Genomic DNA, 16,512 nt, shown 5'->3' with positions numbered 1-16,512 from the left:
TTTTTTTTCGCGCCATGTTTGAACGATTGAATGTGCGCGCTTTGTCTTTTCCATTTGGAGACTCACTATGAGCTACGTTGCCCCCCTCAAAGACATGCTGTTCAATCTCAAGTATCTTGCCGATATTGAACAGATTGCCCAGTTGCCAGGTTTTGAAGATGCCGGTTTCGACACGGCGCAAGCCGTGCTGGAAGAAGCGGCCAAGTTCAATGAGGGGGTGTTGGCGCCGCTAAACTGGGAAGGTGACAAAAACCCCTCGAGCTGGAAAGACGGCGTCGTCACCGCCACGCCCGGCTTCAAGGAGGCGTTTCGCCAGTTCGCGGAGGGTGGCTGGCAGGGCCTGCAACACCCGGTCGACTTTGGTGGCCAGGGCTTGCCCAAGACCATTGGTGCGGCCTGCGGCGAAATGCAGAACGCGGCGAACATGAGTTTTGCCCTTTGCCCCTTGCTCACTGACGGCGCGATTGAAGCATTGCTGACGGCCGGTTCCGACGAGTTGAAGGCCACCTACCTTGAAAACCTGGTCAGCGGCAAATGGACCGGCACCATGAACCTGACCGAGCCGCAGGCGGGCAGCGACCTGGCCGCCGTGCGCAGCCGGGCCGAACCGCTGCCTGACGGCAGCTACAAGGTGTTTGGCACCAAGGTGTTCATCACCTGGGGCGAGCACGACATGGCCGAGAACATCGTGCATCTGGTGCTGGCCCGCGTCACGGGCGCGCCTGAAGGCGTCAAGGGCATCAGCCTGTTTGTCGTGCCGAAATTCTTGGTGAACCAGGACGGCTCGCTTGGTGCACGCAACGATGTGCAGTGCGTCAGCATCGAGCACAAGATGGGCATCAAGGCCAGCCCGACGGCGGTGCTGCAGTTTGGCGACCAGGGTGGTGCCCTCGGTTACCTGGTGGGCCAGGAAAACCGCGGTTTGGAATACATGTTCATCATGATGAATGCCGCGCGCTTTGGCGTCGGCGTGCAGGGCGTGGCCATTGCCGAGCGCTCGTATCAGCAGGCGGTGACCTTTGCCAAAGACCGGGTGCAAAGCCGTCCGGTCGATGCGCTAGCACCTGCCAACGCGACCATCATCTACCACCCCGATGTGAAACGCATGTTGATGACCATGCGCGCCTACACCGAGGGCTGCCGCGCCATGGCCACCGTGGCCGCTGCGGCCTTTGACGCAGCGCATCACCACGTCGATGCCGACGTGCGCAAACAGAACCAGGCGTTCTATGAATTCATGGTGCCTTTGGTCAAGGGCTACAGCACCGAGATGAGCCTGGAGGTCACCTCGCTGGGCGTGCAGGTGCACGGTGGCATGGGCTACATCGAAGAAACCGGTGCCGCGCAGTATTACCGCGATGCCAAGATTCTGACCATTTATGAGGGCACGACCGCCATCCAGGCCAATGACCTGGTCGGGCGCAAGACCGCGCGTGACGGCGGCCAAACGGCCAAGGGAATTGCTGCGCAGATCGAAGCGACCGAAGCCCTATTAAGCAAGAGTGGCGGCGCCGATGCCTTGGCCGTGGCCAAGCGCCTCAAGGCCGCTCGCTTGGCCTTTGTCGATGTGGTCGAGTTTGTGGTGAGCAACACCAAGACCCGGCCGCAAGATGTGTTTTCCGGCAGCGTGCCCTACCTGATGCTGGCGGGAAACCTGATGGCCGGTTGGCAACTGGCGCGCGCGCTGCTGCTGGCACAGGACGAGATCGCCAAGGGCGTCGACGTGTCCTTCATGCAGGCCAAGATCGTCACGGCGCGCTTTTATGCCGACCATTTGTTGACCAAGGCGCCTGGCATGCGCGATGCCATTGTGGAAGGTGCCGAGTGCGTCACGGCGCTGGCCTTGGACGCGTTCTGACCTGATTCTTGTTCCTGTCTAATTTGATAGCTTCTCGCGCTTGTCTGACAAGGGCTGGCGGCTATTTTCATCTATAAACTACTCTATTGCCGGAGCATTGATGTCCCACCTGCCTGCGCCCCTGAATCGCTTGCCGTTCCCCGTGATCGGCTCGCCCTTGTTCATCATCAGCAACCCCAAGCTGGTGATTGCCCAGTGCATCGCCGGTGTGGTCGGCGCCATGCCGGCCTTGAACGCGCGCCCGGCCGAGCAACTGGAAGACTGGCTGATCGAAATCACCGAGGCGCTCGCCGCCTACAACCAGGCGCACCCGGACCAACCGGCCGCACCCTTTGCCATCAACCAGATCGTGCACAAGAGCAACGACCGCCTGGAGCACGACATGGCCCTGTGCGTCAAGTACCAGGTGCCGATCATCATCACGTCGTTGGGCGCGCGCGAGGACATCAACGCCGCCGCCCACTCCTACGGCGGCGTGGTGCTGCATGACGTCATCAACAACAAGCATGCGCACAAGGCGATCGAGAAAGGCGCCGACGGCCTGATCGCGGTGGCAGCCGGCGCCGGCGGCCATGCCGGCTTGAAGAGTCCGTTTGCCTTGATTCAGGAAATTCGCCAGTGGTTTGACGGCCCGCTGGTCCTGAGCGGTGCCATTGCCAGCGGCGACGCCGTGCTGGCGGCGCAAGCTTGTGGGGCGGATTTTGCCTACATCGGTTCCGCCTTCATCGCCACCGAGGAAGCGCGGGCAGCCCAGGATTACAAACAGGCGATTGTCGACAGCAATTCGGACGACATCGTGTACAGCAACCTGTTTACGGGCGTGCACGGCAACTACCTGGCGCCCAGCATCCGCAATGCCGGCCTGGACCCCGAGCACCTGCCGGAAAGCGACCCGAGCAAGATGAACTTTGGCGGCGACAAGTCCCGGGCCTGGAAAGACATCTGGGGCTGTGGTCAGGGCATTGGCGCCGTCACCAAGATTCAGAGCACCGCCGATTTTGTCGCTCAGCTCAAGCGCGAGTATGCCAGTGCGCGGGCCCGACTGTTGGCAAGAAATTATGCCTAATCGGGCTGCAGCCCCCGTCGAATAAGCGCAAGCAGCTATCTAACTGATAGTATTGAGCTTCGCCCCGATGTGACTTCGTTGACGGGCTTTGGCCAGTTCCCATTGGCGCTGGCGTTCGCGGGCGCCCTCCTTTTGAACGTCGCTGGTGCTGGCATGGCATTTGGGGCAGCTCACTCCCGCCTCAAACAGGGGTGATTCCAGGTCGGCATCCGCCAGCGGTTGCCGGCAGGCGCGGCAGAGATTGTGCTGCCCCGGTATCAGGCCGTGGCCCACCGACACCCGCTCATCAAATACAAAACACTGGCCCTGCCACAGGCTCTGCGCCTCTGGCACCGTCTCCAGATACTTCAGGATACCGCCCTCCAGGTGATAGACGTCGTCAAAGCCCTGCGCCCTCAGCAGGGCGGTGGACTTTTCGCAGCGGATGCCGCCGGTGCAAAACATGGCGACCTTGGGCTTCTTGCCGCTGGCCGGGTGCAAGGTTGGCGCTTGCGCAAGCCATTGCGGCAGCATGGAAAAACTCTGGATGTCCGGGTTGACGGCGCCCGCGAAGCTGCCAATGCCGACCTCGTAATCGTTGCGCGTGTCGATGACGAGCACATCGGGGTCTTCAATCAATGCGTTCCAGTCTTGCGGTTTGACATAGGTGCCCACCACAAGGGTCGGGTCGATGCCCGGCACGCCCATGGTGACGATCTCGCGCTTGATGCGCACCTTCATCCGGTAAAACGGTGCTGTGGCCGACCATGATTCCTTGTGCTGCAGGTCAGCCAGACGCGGGTCACGGCGCAGGTACGCCAGCACGGCATGCACGCCTGCCGCCGGTCCGGCAATCGTGCTGTTGATGCCCTCGGTCGCCAGCAAAATGGTGCCTTTGACGTCGTTGCCTTCGCAGCAGGCGAGCAGCGGCGCTCTGAGCTCTGCGTAATCAGGCAACTCAACGAATTTGTAGAACGCGGCGGTCAGGAATTCAGTCATTGTTGTGGTGGTAGTCTCGCGCGCACAAGCGCCTCGTTGCTTCTAGAGTGGGCTGCCTGCCCAAGATATCATCAGATTGGTAGGCGTTTTTACTTGACCTTGGGCGGACCGCTCAGCCACTGAAGGGCAATGGCATTTGCGCGACTTTGTTGCCCAGTCCGATCGCAGAGCTCGGCCAGCAGCCGCCAGTGAGCCTGGTTGGTTGGGTCGATGGTGGTCGCGCGTTCGGTCAACACCAGGGCTTCATTCAAGCTTTCCTTGGAGGCATTGGGAGCCGCCAAGAGACGGGCAACGGCTGTCAGGGCCGGCGCATGATCAGGCCAAATCTTTAACACTGCCCTGAATGTCCCAATTGCCTCTGCATCCTGGCGCCGCGCATGCAGCGCCTCGCCGCTGAAATACAAAGCCAGCGGGTCAGCGGTACGTGACCGCAAGACGGTCTTATAAGCCGCTTCGGCCCTTTCCGGCGATCCTGCCTTGAGTTCCAGGATGCCCTGAGTCAGCAAGCCGTAATACGCAGATGGTTCGGCTTCCCGCAGTCGTTCAATCGCGCTGCTCGCCGCCGCCGCGTCGTTGCGAATCGCGGCGCAGAGAGCGAAGACACCGAGGGCATCGACGTCCGCCACTTTGCGCGCCAGGACATTGGTGGCGATGCTGCAGGCATTCGACCACCGCCCTCGGCTGATGGCGTTCAGCGCCATCCCACCGGAGGCACCCCCCTGCACCATGAGATCCGTAGTGCTGTTAGCCGACGCCGCAAACTCCAGCAATGGCGATGTGGCTTGCTTGTGACTGGGGGCTGACGCGACCGGCGCTGCGACGACGACTTGGCCGCACAGCAAACCAAGACCGGCAGACACGGCAAGCAGTGCGCGCTGCGCATTCGACAAAAAATAAGTCATTCAACTTCTCGTGGGGTGGTCTGAGCAGGCAAGGGCCGACAAGGCGGTGAAAATGCAATTCTATGTGCACGGTATTTGACGAGGGACGGCAAACGAGAGCAGCTCCGATCATCGGAGCTGCTCTCGCCGCACTAACCTTCGGCCGTCAGGCGCTCTTGCGCCGACGCAGACCTGTCAACGCCGCCAAGGCCAATCCAACCAAGGCCATGGAGCCTGGCTCGGGCACAGTTATCGGGCCCGGGCCAGGGCCGACTTGCGTGGCATTCAAAATGTTGATATTCCAAGCCGTTCCCATCGCCCCTCCCCAGTATCCATAGCCGGGCCAGGTACCCCCGCTCTGGGTGTCGACCAGATATTGCGAGTAGTCTTCATACCAGTTCCAAGTATGGCCCGCATCCAGGGGATTGCTGCCCTGTGGGTGCAGGTTGGTGATGGTCGTCGAGTCTGTCAGGCCAATGGTCGATTCAAGCCCCTTGTAGATCGACCACATGGCGTAGGGGTGACCGAAGTTGCCGAACCAGGTACCGCTGGCGGTGTTTAGCCAATTGGCATTGAGAAACGCCAGTGCGCCAGCTTTGTCACTGTAATCACCGGGGCCAGACGTGACGCCGTCATAGCCGGTAAACGCCATTTCCACCAGCAAGCCGCCGGTCTTGGACTCGTTGACATAGTCGTAAATACTGCTGTAGCCCGAGCCACCATTGGGGTTCTGGACATAGTTCATCCAGTATTTCAGCTCGTCTTTGGTGTACTGGGGAATGGTTGCCCCGGCATTCTGGGCAATCAACATGCCAATTGCAGCCCACTGGGTCGTTGAGTTGTCGGCGTCGCCCTGGCTCGGGTAGTAATGCCAGCCACCTCGGTAGTTGCCGCCCACAGCTGTTGTCTGCCCGGCGAGGTACATATTCACGGACTCCTGGATCACTTGACCATAGGTCTTGCCGTTCACCGCTGCATTGCTACTGGTGATTGGTGTGGCGGCACTGACGTAGCCGGATGACACCGCCCGGGCCAGCGTGGAAAGGGCGATACCAGAAATGTAGGTCGTTTCGCTTATTGCCCCCCAATAAAGCCCGTTTCCGGATCCGCCAATGTTCGCATTGAAGCCGTCCGGACGCGTGCCAACACCCACCTGGGTTGCCTGCGTCATGAGGTAATTGAGGCCATTGGTGACCGCGGTGGTGTAGTTTTGCCCGTTCCAACTCAAGGGCTTGTCTTTTTGCTCGATAAACGCCAACAGTGCCGACGAGGTATCTGCAGCGTTGTAGCCGGTTCCGCTCCAGCTGCCGTTAACGGCCTGCTGGGTGGCCAGCCAGGCCAAGCCGCTGTCGATGGCCGCCTGTTTCTGGGCCTCAGTGGCAGCCAGCGCCGGCAATGCAACAACAGTGCAAAACGCGAGAGCCACAGCCCCTGCTAGCCTTCCTAGTTTTATAGACATTTTGTACCTCCATGAAGTAACGATTGAAAGGGGCACAGATCCCAAAACAACTTTCATACGAGGCTCTGGTTTCCGGTGCATCACTATTGATTTTGGTTAGCAAACTTAAATAACCATAAATCAATCATGGCTATGCATAATCTATGCCCCAAGTGAAAGTCATTGATATATATGGGGTTTGTACTAGTGCCATATGAGCGCTGTAAAGTTACTCGACGTTTCGCTTGGGTTTTCGTCCATGGGCGCCCTGGCAATGCGCTCAAAATCACAAGCAAAGCCTGGTGCCAGTCCAGGTGAGATCGGACGCTGATGCCTTTTCAGTGTGCCTGAGCGCACCGGAGATTGTTGAACAGGGCTTGATAGCCTTTTTGCGGGAGAACACCCCGAATGGCTTATCAACGACTCCGCGTGGATGCGCTCTGCTCAAGTTGCTTGAGCAGAATATCCGCCGTACGGGTCAAGGCTCAAGAATCAAACGACCGCACCGAACAGGGCCCCCACACCCGCCGTGATCGCCATCGCCAGGGCGCCCCAGAAGGTGACGCGCCAGGCGCCCACCAGAATGCCAGCGCCGCCAACCCGGGCGGCGACAGCACCCAACAAGGCCAGGAAGACCAGCGACGTCGCGGACACCCAGGCAATCAGGCCGGTCTCGGGCGCCAGCGCGGTGACGGCCAGCGGCAGCACCGCACCAACGGCGAAGCTGGCCGCCGACGCCAGCGCGGCCTGAATGGGCCGGGCGCTCAGCGTCTCGGAGATGCCGAGCTCGTCGCGGGCATGGGCGCCCAGCGCATCGTGCTGCATCAATTGCTCAGCCACCTGCTGCGCCAGGCTGGGCTCCAGCCCCCGGGCGACATAAATGGCTGCCAGTTCACGTCGCTCCGAGGCGGGGTCCAGTTCGAGCTCGGCGCGTTCACGCGACAGGTCGGCCTTTTCGGTGTCGGCCTGCGAATGGACCGAGACATATTCACCGGCGGCCATTGACATGGCGCCCGCGACCAGCCCGGCGATGCCAGTCAGCAAAATACTGCCATGGCTGGCACTGGCCGCCGCCACGCCGACCACCAGACTGGCGGTCGAAACAATACCGTCGTTGGCACCCAGCACGGTCGCGCGCAGCCAGCCAATGCGGTCGGTGCGGTGACGTTCAGTGTGGCGGTGGTTTAGCTTCATGGGGTAGGCGTTGTCGCGGTCAAGGTGGATTCGACATTGTCCTGGATTATCGATCGGTGACCATTTCCGTGCTTGGCACGAAACCGTAGCGACAGCGCAGGATTCCGGTCTCGGTCTTGGGCTGGTGGGGCATCGGCGGCCACGGCGAAGCCGCTGTGGATGGCAGGCCGGCATCTATCCGGCTTGCAGCCTCGGTTTTCTTTTCACGGCGGTTACCGGTTTTTTCCGCGCTGGGGCCACCGGTTTGACGGCCCCCGCTTTTCGGGCTGTCCGCGCTTTTCTGGCACGCGCCGCCAAGGCCAGCTCGCGCACACGCTCAATGTCGGCATCGGAAAACACCCCATTGACGCCGGAGATTGCCGCCAGCTTCATGCCATGCTTCAGGCCCAGGCGGTAGATCTCGCGCACCTTTTCCCATTCGATGGCACGGCCGACCGTGTAGTTCTCGAACCGCCCCTCCAGCGCCAGCACGATGGTCTCGGCCAGGCAGGCATAGGCCAAGTTTTTGGGCAGGCCGATGTTCTTCATCTGGACATCCCCTGGCAGCTGGATTTCACCGGATTCGATCACCAGCACATCCGGGCGCTTAACGACCTCCTCGGGCGGCAGGTCCAGCGGGCGCGCCACATCGGTGATGACGCAGCCGGGCTTGACCTTCATGATGTCGAGCACCTTCTTGCCGGCGCCGGAGGTGGCGGTCACGATCATGTCCATGCCGGCAATGTCCTTGTCGGTCCGGGCTGACAGAAACAGCCGCGCGTCCGGTGTCTCTTTCAGGATGGAGTCCTTGAGCGAGAGCAGTTTGGCGGTCTCGGGGGAGACGAGGTAAAGCTCCTCGGCGAACGTGGCCAGCAGGCGGGCGCAGACCGAGCCAATAGCCCCGGTGGCACCGACCACCATCGCCTTGAACTGCACTTTCTGTCCTCTCGGGGGCACAGACAGCAACCGCAAGCGCAGCAGGGCATCATGTGCGGCCCACAGCGCCCCGGAGGCGCTGTAGCTGTTGCCCGTCGTGATGGGCAGTGGCGCGCGTTTGGCGACGGTCAGCCCCGCATCGCCCACCACCTTGGTGAAAGCGCCCAGGCCCATGATCTGCGCGCCCAGCTTTTTGGCCATATCGGCGGCGGCCAGCAAGCGGCGGTAGGTAAATTCGGGGCTGTGGGCCATGATCTCCCTGGGTGTTCCTCCGACAGAAATCAGCCACCCCTCAGCTTCCACACCCGTGGGCGACTTGATCCCCGTCACCCTTGAATAAACAAAGGGCGGGGCATAGGCCAGCACCTTTTCCAGGGAGTCCATGAACAGGGGAGGCGACACCTGCGACAGCAACTCGATGGGCTTGACCACCTTGAAATACTCCTGCGACAGGGGATGGATGACGAAGGCAAAACGGTTGATGCGCTTGAATCCGCCCGGGTAGAGAAGGCGTGGTTCCATCTGAAGGTCGGTGATGATTTCCAGGTAATCGTCCTCCAGCAGATCTTGTGGGTCCTTGCCGCTGGCGGCGATGATCATGGCATCCAGGATATTGGGTCCCAGTACGTGCTCGAACATTCTGGGCGCGCCATCAATCACCAAGTGGACGCCTTTCTCCTTGAATTGAGCCAACCGCTCCTCATTGACCGACGTGGTGATGAGGGTCTTGCCAGCCAGTTCTTCCGCCCTGAAATCGTCCAGTTCATGCACCGGTGCCACGATCACGGTCGCCTCTTGCATCGCCTTGCCCAGCACGAAGCGGCTCCACTGCTTGACGGGGGCGCAGGTCATCACATGGGGTAACGCCCAGTCGGATACGTAGTGCGCACCAGCGGCATACAGCTCCAGGGTCTTCAGCGAGGTCAGGAGCTTGGGCACCCCGAACTGCAGCAGCGGATCGGCAAACTGCAGGTTCTGGCTGTACTCCGCCATGCACGTCGCCAGCTTGTAGTTGCGCATGCCGGAAAAAAACAAGGTTCGGGCGTTGTCGAAATAATTGCCCAGCTTGATCTGCACATGGCGCAAGGCCCATTCCTGCAGGATGTCGTTCAAGGGACCCCCGGTGGTCACCGGGATGCGCTTGACGACGCCTGCCATGCGGGCGCTGTCTTTGTCAATGTAGTGGCGGGAGCCGACGTTGTAGCTGTCTTTCGCGACCCCCAAGCCCAGCACGTCGGCTCTTTTCTCCCAGTGTTTCAGCAGTTTCACGGCCTTGCTCGTACTGCCGTCGGTGCCCAGGCGCTGAACACTGATTTGCTGCCCCATGAAGGGCGCAACAAACTCAAAATCCTGGGCACGCGCGCCCAGGCTGATGCTGACGACTCTTTTCATGTCTCCGTCCGGTGAAGGTATTTCCACTTTGCCGCGGGCCACGGATTCGCGGGTTGATCATGATCAACCCGCTACCTTCTTCCTTGTCATTCAATTGGACATATTTCACTGAATCCTCGGCAGACGCAACTGGCTGGTTTTGCGGCAAGTTCTGAGCGCCGGGGCCACCAGGCGCAACCAGGAGAACGATGTTGACCATGAATCTGATCGCGGACCTGGGGCGCTCGGTCGGGCTTTCGGCCGTCATGCGGGCGGCGGGTCTGGTGACGCGACTAATGCCCATACCGCAGCCCACCCTGCTGGTGGGACCCGGCGCAAGTGCGCGGCTGGGACAGGCTGTGTGCGGCTTTGGTCATCGCAAGGTTCTGATCGTCACCGACCCCATCGTCTCCGGTCTGGGCTTGCTGAATCGATTGACCCAGGCCTTGACCGAAGGCGGAACGGCCTTTGTGGTGTTTGATGAAATCACCCAGGACGCGCCCATCCCGCTGATCGAGAAGGGGATTGCAGTCTTCAAGACCGAGGGCTGTGACGCCATCGTGGCCTTTGGCGGCGGCTCGGCGATGGATGCCGCCAAGGCCATCGGGCTGTCGGCGGCCAACCACAAGTCGCCGCGCAGCCTGGCCGGGTATTTCCGGGGCTTGCACGCACCCGTCCCCATCTATGCTGTGCCAACCACCGCCGGCACCGGTTCTGAAGTGACCGTGGCCGCTGTCATTTCCGACCTTGAAAACAAGAAGAAATTGGTGATTGCGGATACCCGCATCGTGCCAAAGATGGCGGCCCTGGACCCCGTCTTGATGACCGGGCTGCCACGCGATGTCACTGCCGCCACCGGAATGGATGCGCTGACCCATGCAATTGAAGCCTTCATCGGCCACTGGTCCACCGACGACTCCGATCGCATGGCGCTGGCCGCGGTGCGCATGATCTATCACAATTTGCGTACTGTTTACAGGGATGGCAACAACCTCGCAGCGCGCGAACAAATGGCGCTGGCGGCGACCTATGCCGGCCTGGCATTCACACGAGCCAATGTTGGCAATGTCCACGCCATTGCCCATCAACTCGGCGGCAAATACCACACGCCGCATGGTCTGGCCAATGCCATCATGCTGCCGCATGTTCTGAGGTTCTCCAGCCCTGCCGTCAACGATAAACTCGCGGTTCTGGCGCTGCAGGCCGAAGTGGGGACCTCGGGGGAGCAAGAGGACGTGCTGGCGCAGAAGTTTCTGGCGTCGATCGACGCGTTGAGCCGCGACCTTGATATTCCCCGCCAACTGAACCAGCTGCGCAAAGCGGACATTCCCGCGTTGGCGAGAGCCGCCTGCCGTGAAGCGGACATCAATTACCCGGTGCCACGTTATATGTCAGTGGAAAGCTGTGAGGCCCTGCTTCGCGCCGTGTTGCCCAAGCCCGCTGCACGCAAAAAATCGAAAATGCGGCCGTGACGGGTTCTGGCTGACGTCTTCAATCCGGTGCCTTTTCCAGTGGCGTCAGCGATGATCGACTTGGGATGATTTCCGCTTCGGTACGCGAGCGCACAGACAGCGCAGGATTCTGGTCTTAATCTTGAGCCGTACCCGTGGAGCCACCCGATCCGCCGCTTGATGCGCCCATCGGTATTCATAAGCGCTCCACGCTTGAGACCGCCGCATTTGTCAACCCGTCCAACAAAGGATTTCATCATGACCCGCATTCGCCTTTCAATTCGCAATCTCGTTCTTGCCGCAACGGCCACCGTGCTGGGCGCCACAGCCGCACTGGCGGCCAGCCCCAGTGCCCCAAGCGACGCACAGGCGCGCTACCGCCAGGACATGGCCGCGTGCGCCAGCGGACAATCAAACCAGGATCGCGCGACCTGCCGCCTGGAGGCAAAAAACGCTTTGGCCGCCGCCCGCCGCGGTGCCCTCGCCGGGGCCCCTGATCAGTACCAACAGAATGCGCTGCGGCGCTGTGATGCCCACCAGGGTGACGATCGCATTGCTTGCCAGGCGCGCATTCTCGGTGAGGGCAATGTCCAAAGCGGTGTCGAGGCTGGTGGGGTCCTGCGCAAAAGCATCATGGTGACGCCCGGCCAATAACTTGGGCGATGGCTCAAGTCGGCCAAGTCGAACCGTGTTCGGGCATGCTGGCCCGCCAGCCCAACTCATGCTTGATGCGCAGGCGAAGTGCATCAGATGCGCCCAGTTCGCCGTGCACCACGTAGACTTGGTTAGGCGCTTGGGGCATGGTGCGCAGCCAGGCCAACAGCTGGTTGGCATCGGCGTGGGCGGAGGCTGACTGCAATTGCACAACTTCGGCATTGATCTCAACCTCGCGACCGTGCAAGCGCACCGACTTGGCGCCACTGGCAATGGTCGCGCCACGGGTCCCGGGTGCTTGGTACCCGGTCAGGATGATCATGTTGCGATGATCGCTTGCGTGGTGGGCCAAATGATGCAGCACCCGCCCGCCGGTGGCCATGCCGCTGGCCGACAGAATCACCATCGGGCCGTGCCGACTGGCCAAGGCACGTGACTCATCGGTGCTGCTGACCATGGTGGCCGAGCGCGTCAGGGCGTGGCTTTCCTTGCTGCTGAGCCGGTGTTCACCCAGATGCTGCTCAAACAAATGGGTGCTGTGGACGGCCATCGGGCTGTCCAGAAAAATCGGCAGTGAGGTGGGCAGGTCGCCGCGCAGCTTGAGTTGATGAATTGCGTGCAGCAGGGCTTGGGCCCGTCCCACTGCAAACACCGGAATCACGGCCACACCGCCACGTTTGGCTAACCGCTGCAGCGCAGGCGCCAGTTCGTCCAGCACGTCTTCTTTGGGGTGTTCGCGGTCGCCATAGGTGGACTCGATCAAGACCGTGTCGGCGTTTGGCGCATTGGCCGGGGGATTCATGATGAGGTCGTCGGGGCGGCCCAGGTCGCCGGAGAACAAAATCCGCCGTCCGGCCACTTCTAGCAACACACTGGCGGCACCCAGAATATGCCCGGCCGAGGAGAAGGTGGCGCGCCAGCCGGGGATCGGCTGGAAGGTCTTGCCAAAGTCGACCGCCTTCAACCGGGGCAGGCAATCGAGTGCGTCTTGCCGGGTGTACAAGGGCAGGGCGGGCGCGTGCTTGGAGAAACCGTGGCGGTTGGCAAATGCGGCATCTTCTTCTTGGATGTGACCGCTGTCGGGCAGCAGGATGCGGCACAGGTCGCGCGTGCCGCTGGTGGCGTGCACATGGCCCGAGAAGCCTTGCTTCACCAGCAGCGGCAGGTAGCCGCTGTGGTCCAGGTGGGCATGGGTGAGCAGTACCACATCAATCTGGTTCGGTGCGACGGGCAAACGGGTCCAGTTGCGCAGGCGCAGCGGCTTGTAGCCCTGAAACAGACCGCAGTCCACCAGCAGACTCTCGGCGCCGTGGCGCACCAGATACTTGGAACCGGTGACGGTGCCAGCACCTCCCAGAAAAGTAATGTTGACGCTCATGTGGAAATGTCCCGCTCAAGTGATGTCACGCCCACACTATGCACAAAAAAATGCCACGAGGACATCAAAATCCTTCGTGGCATTTTCTGAGGCGTCAGTTTTTTGGACGCTACGTGATTTTCATCAACTGAAAAAACTTTTCAGCCGGTCCGTCCAGCTGTCGCCGCTGGGCGAATGTTTGCTGCCGCCTTTTTTCAGCGACTCGTCAAGCTCGCGCAGCAGCTTGCGCTGGTGTTCGCTCAGCTTGACCGGTGTCTCCACCAGAATGTGGCAGTACAGATCGCCAGGGTAGCTGGCGCGCACGCCTTTGATGCCTTTGCCACGCAGGCGGAACTGCTTGCCGGTCTGGGTACCTTCGGGGATATCAATGGCGGCCTTGCCGGCCAGCGTCGGGACATCAATTTCACCACCCAGCGAAGCCGTGACGATGCTGATCGGCACCGAGCAATGGATGTCATCGCCATCACGCTCGAAAATGTCATGCTTTTTCAGCCGGATTTCGATGTAGAGGTCGCCGGCGGGGCCGCCATTGGTGCCGGGCTCACCGTTGCCGGCACTGCGAATGCGCATGCCGCCGTCGATACCGGCCGGAATCTTGACTTCCAGCGTTTTCTGCTTCTTGATCTTGCCCTGTCCGTGGCAGGCGGTGCAAGGTTCGGGAATGACCTTGCCCGTGCCGCGGCAGGTCGGGCAGGTTTGCTGCACGCTGAAAAAGCCCTGGCGCATTTGCACGGCGCCCGAGCCACTGCAGGTGCCGCAGGTCTTGGCCTGGGTGCCGGGCTTGGCGCCGCTGCCATGGCAGACGTCGCACGATTCCCAGCTCGGAATCCGGATCTGGGCATCCTTGCCCCGCGCCGCTTCTTCCAGCGTCACTTCCATGGCATAGCTCAGGTCGCTGCCACGGAAGACCTGGCGCCCGCCGCCCGCGCCAGCGCGTCCGCGCTGCTGACCAAACATGTCGCCAAAAATGTCGCCAAAGGCTTCGGCGAAGCCGCCATAGCCTTCCGCACCGGGTCCGCCGCGCATATTCGGATCGACACCGGCATGGCCGTGCTGGTCGTAGGCCGCACGCTTTTGCGGATCCGACAGCATTTCATAGGCTTCCTTGGACTCTTTGAATTTTTCCTCGGCGGCTTTGGACGTGTCGCCCTGATTGCGGTCCGGGTGGTGCTTCATCGCATGTTTGCGATAAGCCTTTTTGATTTCTTCGTCAGAGGCGTTCTTGGGAACGCCCAGGACTTCGTAGTAGTCTCTTTTAGCCATGTCTTTGAGTGCCTGGTTTCAACGCAAACGCCGCGTTGAATCGATATTCAACGCGGCGCCCCTTTTCAGTGTTTACAACAATGTCCAGCGCAAGCGCTCAACCCTTTTTGACTTCTTTCACATCCGCATCGACCACATTGTCGTCAGCTGCTTGGGTTGAAGTGTCTTGCGCACCGTCGGGCGCTTGTCCGCTTGCGCCGGCAGCACCCGCCTCAGCTGCTTGTTTGGCTTGCTGGTCGGCATACATCTTTTCACCGAGCTTCTGGCTGACAGTCATCAAGGCGGTGCTCTTCTCGTCAATCGATGCCTTGTCGTCGCTCTTGAGGGCTTCTTCAAGGTGCTTGATGGCTTCTTCGATTTTTTCCTTTTCGCCGCCCTCGAGCTTGTCACCGTAGTCGGTCAAGCTCTTCTTCACGCTGTGCAGGCTGGCATCGGCCTGGTTCTTGGCTTGCACCAGTTCAAGCTTCTTCTTGTCGTCGGCCGCGTTCAGTTCAGCGTCTTTCACCATTTGCTGAATCTCGGCTTCCGTCAGGCCGGAATTGGCCTTGATGGTGATCTTGTTTTCTTTGCCCGTTCCTTTGTCCTTGGCGCCCACATGCAGAATGCCGTTGGCGTCGATGTCAAAAGACACTTCAATTTGCGGCGTGCCACGCGCTGACGGTGGAATGCCTTCGAGGTTGAATTCGCCCAGCATCTTGTTGCCAGCGGCGATTTCGCGTTCACCCTGGAACACCTTGATGGTCACAGCCGGCTGGTTGTCATCAGCGGTCGAAAACGTCTGCGCAAACTTGGTCGGGATGGTGGTGTTCTTGGTGATCATCTTGGTCATGACACCGCCCAGCGTTTCAATGCCCAGGCTCAAGGGTGTCACGTCAAGCAGCAGCACGTCCTTGCGGTCGCCCGAAAGCACCTGGCCTTGAATGGCAGCGCCGACGGCCACGGCTTCGTCCGGGTTCACGTCCTTGCGCGGCTCGCGGCCGAACAATTCCTTGACCTTTTCCTGCACCTTGGGCATGCGCGTCATGCCGCCGACCAGAATCACATCGTGAATGTCGGCCACGTTGACGCCAGCGTCTTTGATCGCGGTGCGGCAAGGCGCAATCGTGCGTTCAATCAGGTCTTCGACCAGCGACTCAAGTTTGGCACGGGTGAGCTTGATGCTCAGGTGCTTTGGGCCGGAGGCGTCGGCCGTCACGTAAGGCAGGTTGATGTCGGTCTGGGCACTGCTGGAGAGTTCAATCTTGGCCTTCTCGGCGGCTTCTTTCAGGCGCTGCAGGGCCAGCACATCCTTGCCCAGGTCAACACCCTGGTCTTTTTTGAATTCTGCAATCACGAAGTCGATGATGCGTTGGTCAAAGTCTTCACCACCCAGGAAGGTGTCGCCATTGGTCGACAGCACTTCAAACTGCTTTTCGCCATCGACATCGGCAATTTCAATGATCGATACGTCAAAAGTGCCGCCACCCAAATCATAGACGGCGATCTTGCGGTCACCCTTTTCGTTCTTGTCCAAGCCGTAAGCCAGTGCGGCTGCGGTCGGCTCATTGATGATGCGCTTGACGTCCAAGCCGGCAATGCGACCCGCATCTTTGGTGGCTTGACGCTGGGCGTCATTGAAATAGGCCGGCACCGTGATGACGGCATCGGTCACGGCTTCACCCAGGTAATCTTCGGCGGTCTTTTTCATCTTGCGCAGGATGTCGGCGCTGACCTGTTGCGGCGCCATGCGGTTGCCGCGCACTTCCACCCAGGCGTCACCGTTGTCAGCAGCGGCAATCTTGAAGGGCATCAAGTCGATGTCTTTCTGGACTTCTTTTTCGGCGAACTTGCGGCCAATCAGGCGCTTGACGGCGTACAGCGTGTTCTTCGGGTTGGTCACGGCCTGGCGTTTGGCCGAGGCGCCGACCAGCACTTCGCCGTCTTCCTGATAAGCAATGATGGACGGTGTGGTGCGCGCGCCTTCAGAGTTCTCGATCACCTTGGGCGTGTTGCCCTCCATGATGGCGACGCAGCTGTTGGTGGTGCCCAAGTCGATGCCGATGATTCTTCCCATGATTTTTCCTTC

General features: G+C 60.5%; 12 protein-coding genes. 4 read left to right on the top strand and 8 right to left on the bottom strand.

Annotated elements, in window-relative coordinates; genetic code table 11:
* Positions 1-67 precede the first annotated feature (67 nt).
* Positions 68-1,858 carry an acyl-CoA dehydrogenase gene (locus tag GZ093_RS00320; protein WP_296480437.1) on the top strand — a complete coding sequence of 597 codons (1,791 nt, stop codon included), beginning with the start codon at positions 68-70 and terminating at the stop codon, positions 1,856-1,858.
* 100 nt (positions 1,859-1,958) lie between these two features.
* Positions 1,959-2,924: a nitronate monooxygenase family protein gene (locus GZ093_RS00315; RefSeq protein WP_296480435.1), complete on the top strand. Its 966-nt coding sequence runs from the start codon at positions 1,959-1,961 to the stop codon at positions 2,922-2,924.
* 39 nt (positions 2,925-2,963) lie between these two features.
* Here GZ093_RS00315 and GZ093_RS00310 read toward each other — a convergent pair whose 3' ends face one another.
* The 5 genes from GZ093_RS00310 to GZ093_RS00290 form a co-directional block, all read right to left on the bottom strand.
* Positions 2,964-3,902, bottom strand: coding sequence for a rhodanese-related sulfurtransferase (locus tag GZ093_RS00310; protein WP_296480432.1), 939 nt, complete (start codon positions 3,900-3,902; stop codon positions 2,964-2,966).
* Positions 3,903-3,991: 89 nt separating this feature from the next.
* On the bottom strand, positions 3,992-4,792 hold the full coding sequence (locus GZ093_RS00305; protein ID WP_296480430.1) for a tetratricopeptide repeat protein: 801 nt from the start codon (positions 4,790-4,792) through the stop codon (positions 3,992-3,994).
* Between the two features lie 157 nt (positions 4,793-4,949).
* On the bottom strand, positions 4,950-6,242 hold the full coding sequence (locus GZ093_RS00300; RefSeq protein WP_296480427.1) for a PEP-CTERM sorting domain-containing protein: 1,293 nt from the start codon (positions 6,240-6,242) through the stop codon (positions 4,950-4,952).
* Positions 6,243-6,713: 471 nt separating this feature from the next.
* The gene (locus GZ093_RS00295) at positions 6,714-7,415 is read right to left on the bottom strand and encodes a VIT family protein (RefSeq protein WP_296480424.1); all 702 of its coding nucleotides are present in this window, start codon (positions 7,413-7,415) and stop codon (positions 6,714-6,716) included.
* 174 nt (positions 7,416-7,589) lie between these two features.
* Positions 7,590-9,722: a dehydrogenase gene (locus GZ093_RS00290; RefSeq protein ID WP_296480422.1), complete on the bottom strand. Its 2,133-nt coding sequence runs from the start codon at positions 9,720-9,722 to the stop codon at positions 7,590-7,592.
* A gap of 197 nt (positions 9,723-9,919) precedes the next feature.
* On the opposite strand from GZ093_RS00290, the gene GZ093_RS00285 reads away from it, so the two are divergent.
* On the top strand, positions 9,920-11,173 hold the full coding sequence (locus GZ093_RS00285; RefSeq protein WP_296480418.1) for an iron-containing alcohol dehydrogenase: 1,254 nt from the start codon (positions 9,920-9,922) through the stop codon (positions 11,171-11,173).
* A gap of 237 nt (positions 11,174-11,410) precedes the next feature.
* Complete coding sequence (locus tag GZ093_RS00280; RefSeq protein WP_296480416.1) at positions 11,411-11,806, top strand: hypothetical protein; 396 nt, start codon at positions 11,411-11,413, stop codon at positions 11,804-11,806.
* Positions 11,807-11,819: 13 nt separating this feature from the next.
* Here the strand turns inward: GZ093_RS00280 and GZ093_RS00275 are convergent, their stop codons facing one another.
* The 3 genes from GZ093_RS00275 to dnaK form a co-directional block, all read right to left on the bottom strand.
* The gene (locus tag GZ093_RS00275; RefSeq protein WP_296480413.1) at positions 11,820-13,184 is read right to left on the bottom strand and encodes an MBL fold metallo-hydrolase; all 1,365 of its coding nucleotides are present in this window, start codon (positions 13,182-13,184) and stop codon (positions 11,820-11,822) included.
* A gap of 123 nt (positions 13,185-13,307) precedes the next feature.
* The gene (dnaJ, locus tag GZ093_RS00270) at positions 13,308-14,447 is read right to left on the bottom strand and encodes a molecular chaperone DnaJ (protein ID WP_296480410.1); all 1,140 of its coding nucleotides are present in this window, start codon (positions 14,445-14,447) and stop codon (positions 13,308-13,310) included.
* A gap of 97 nt (positions 14,448-14,544) precedes the next feature.
* Positions 14,545-16,500, bottom strand: coding sequence for a molecular chaperone DnaK (gene dnaK / locus GZ093_RS00265; RefSeq protein WP_296480407.1), 1,956 nt, complete (start codon positions 16,498-16,500; stop codon positions 14,545-14,547).
* Between the last annotated feature and the right edge of the window lie 12 nt (positions 16,501-16,512).

Origin of the sequence: Rhodoferax sp., from assembly GCF_010365055.1 — a bacterium.
Taxonomy (GTDB): domain Bacteria; phylum Pseudomonadota; class Gammaproteobacteria; order Burkholderiales; family Burkholderiaceae_C; genus Rhodoferax.
Note: the sequence above shows the minus strand (reverse complement) of the source record. Positions and strands in the feature narration are given on the sequence as shown.

What these genes read in the sequence shown, in the direction of transcription:
- GZ093_RS00315 (WP_296480435.1), top strand. Translation starts at nt 1,959, where the DNA reads ATGTCCCACCTGCCTGCGCCCCTGAATCGCTTGCCGTTCCCCGTGATC.
- GZ093_RS00320 (WP_296480437.1), top strand. Translation starts at nt 68, where the DNA reads ATGAGCTACGTTGCCCCCCTCAAAGACATGCTGTTCAATCTCAAGTAT.
- GZ093_RS00295 (WP_296480424.1), bottom strand. Translation starts at nt 7,415, where the DNA reads ATGAAGCTAAACCACCGCCACACTGAACGTCACCGCACCGACCGCATT.
- GZ093_RS00300 (WP_296480427.1), bottom strand. Translation starts at nt 6,242, where the DNA reads ATGTCTATAAAACTAGGAAGGCTAGCAGGGGCTGTGGCTCTCGCGTTT.
- GZ093_RS00285 (WP_296480418.1), top strand. Translation starts at nt 9,920, where the DNA reads ATGAATCTGATCGCGGACCTGGGGCGCTCGGTCGGGCTTTCGGCCGTC.
- dnaJ (WP_296480410.1), bottom strand. Translation starts at nt 14,447, where the DNA reads ATGGCTAAAAGAGACTACTACGAAGTCCTGGGCGTTCCCAAGAACGCC.
- GZ093_RS00310 (WP_296480432.1), bottom strand. Translation starts at nt 3,902, where the DNA reads ATGACTGAATTCCTGACCGCCGCGTTCTACAAATTCGTTGAGTTGCCT.
- dnaK (WP_296480407.1), bottom strand. Translation starts at nt 16,500, where the DNA reads ATGGGAAGAATCATCGGCATCGACTTGGGCACCACCAACAGCTGCGTC.
- GZ093_RS00275 (WP_296480413.1), bottom strand. Translation starts at nt 13,184, where the DNA reads ATGAGCGTCAACATTACTTTTCTGGGAGGTGCTGGCACCGTCACCGGT.
- GZ093_RS00290 (WP_296480422.1), bottom strand. Translation starts at nt 9,722, where the DNA reads ATGAAAAGAGTCGTCAGCATCAGCCTGGGCGCGCGTGCCCAGGATTTT.
- GZ093_RS00280 (WP_296480416.1), top strand. Translation starts at nt 11,411, where the DNA reads ATGACCCGCATTCGCCTTTCAATTCGCAATCTCGTTCTTGCCGCAACG.